The 2,023-nt window shown below is 36.1% G+C and carries 2 protein-coding genes; both read right to left on the bottom strand.

The window, feature by feature from the left end; translation table 11 throughout:
- Positions 1 to 1,465, bottom strand: a 1,465-nt coding sequence (locus Q0296_RS00535; protein ID WP_298035641.1) for a cache domain-containing protein, incomplete at its 3' end; no start/stop codon positions are given.
- 108 nt (positions 1,466 to 1,573) lie between these two features.
- A partial coding sequence (locus Q0296_RS00530) for an SCO family protein (RefSeq protein WP_298035640.1) occupies positions 1,574 to 2,023 on the bottom strand: 450 nt, incomplete at its 5' end.

Here is a 2,023-nt window from a genome sequence, read left to right as displayed (position 1 = left end):
TTGCTTGAGTGTTTGCTGAGCTTGCTACTTTTGATACTGAGCTAGCTAGAAGTTTAGCTTTTTCTTCTAGGGTTTGGGCTTGGTGTAAATTTGAGTTTAGCATAGAGCAAACTACTTCGCCCATGTTTTTAACGCCAAGTATCATATCTTTTAGGTCGGCTTCAATACTATCTGGGACTTCCATAGTTGGTGTAAAGTCATTTTTAGAATATGTATTTAAGATAGTAGTTACGCTTCTAATATTATGAGTTATGCCAGCAAAGAAGCTGTTTAGCAGTGTTTTTAGCTCGGCCAAAGAAGGGTTGTTTGGATCTTGGTTGATATTAACGCCTAACTTGCCTTTATTAACGGTATTTACAACTGCATTGAGCTCACCAATCATCGCATTATCTTTTTTGATGCCTTCAATAACCTCGCTAATATTTTCATTTATAACCTTACTCATCTGTCCAAATTCATCTTCTCTTTTTATGTCTAGTTTAGACGGAGCGTCAGCCTTATATGTAACAAATTTAAATACTTCGGTTAGTTTATCTTGTATGGTCTTAATAGGATTTAGCGATTTTTTTAAGAGAAAGAAGACAAAGGTAGATAAAATAACAATGAAAACAATAGCCATGATGGCTTGTATCTTAAGTAGTGGCAGGGTATTTGTAGTAAATACATCTTTTTGCATTGCAGTGATAGCTAGCCAGCCACGATCATTTAGTTCTATGAAGTCTGCATATAAGTCTTCGCCTTGTAAATTTTTATATAGTATAAGACCATTTGAATCAAAGTCTTTTGCTTTGTATCGCTCGATTAACTTTTTAGCTAGCTCAGGAGCTGTATTTACTATATTTTTGTCAGGGTGTATGATAATGGTTCCGTCTTTATCAGCAACAAATGCGTAACTATAATCAGTCTTGCTGATGTCCATGATTTTATTACTTAGATCTGAAATAACAGTGTTTAATGCTGCAACACCACTATTGTTTTCAAGTGGCGCTGAAAAAGCCATCAACATTTCTTGTGAAGTTGTTGAAATATAAGGGCGTGTGTATGTTGCTTTGTTTTCAGTTTTTGCTGCCTTATACCAGCCTCTTGTACGTGGATCAAATCCATCTTTCAAGGTTTCGTTTTGTCCATTTGAGCGGTACATATTGCCATCATTCTCATATCCTACAAAAACACGTTGTATGTATGGCGGGAGGATCTTTTCAGTATGGCTTAGAATTTCATTTACCTGGCTCCTGTCATTCAAGCTTGATAGCTTTTTGGCAAGCCCATTCGCTGCTTGTAAATTGTCGTCAAAAAATGTATGCAGGGTTGATTTTACATCTTTTAGAATTTGACGCTGAGTTTGTATGACTAGCTCGACTGTCTTGTCTTGTGCAGTGTAGTAGCTAGCAGTTGAGAATGCCGCGAACGACACAGATAGGGCGAGTATTAGCATTAGTGCTATTTTATTGGTGATTGACTTCACAAGTATCCTTTACATATGATTTACATTCACACAATATCGGCTAGTTAAAAAATAATTGTATAGAGATTTAAAAAAAATTTTTTTACATTTTAAATTTTAAAGATAAATTTATGGTCTATCTTTTATTAAATTTAGGAGATTTTCTCTGATATTTTCACTGGTTAAATTTGAAATTTCTTTGTAGAAATTTCCGTCTTTATCAATGAGATAGATCGACGAGCTATGAGCGACTGAGTAGCCCATGGCTGAGTTTTCAAGGCGCATCTTTTGAAATTTCACGCCATAGTTTTTGGCAACACCTTTTAGGTCTTTTAGCTTTAGCCCGTCAGCGTCTTTGTAGAAATTTTTAGCCATTAGAGTTAAATTTTCAGGCGTATCGCGCTCAGGATCAAGCGTGATGAAGAGCAGCTCAAAGTCATCTCTTTTTAGCTTGTTTAGCTCATCTCCGACAAGAGAGAGCGTGGTAGGGCAGACATCAGGGCAGTAAAGATAACCAAAATATATAGCCTTATATTTTCCATTGTAGTTTTTAAGGCTCACCTCGCCACTTTGCGAAAG

The organism is uncultured Campylobacter sp. (assembly GCF_937890585.1).
Classification (GTDB): Bacteria; Campylobacterota; Campylobacteria; order Campylobacterales; family Campylobacteraceae; genus Campylobacter_A.
The sequence above is the reverse complement of the archived record's forward strand: the minus strand, read 5'-3'. Positions and strand labels throughout refer to the sequence as shown.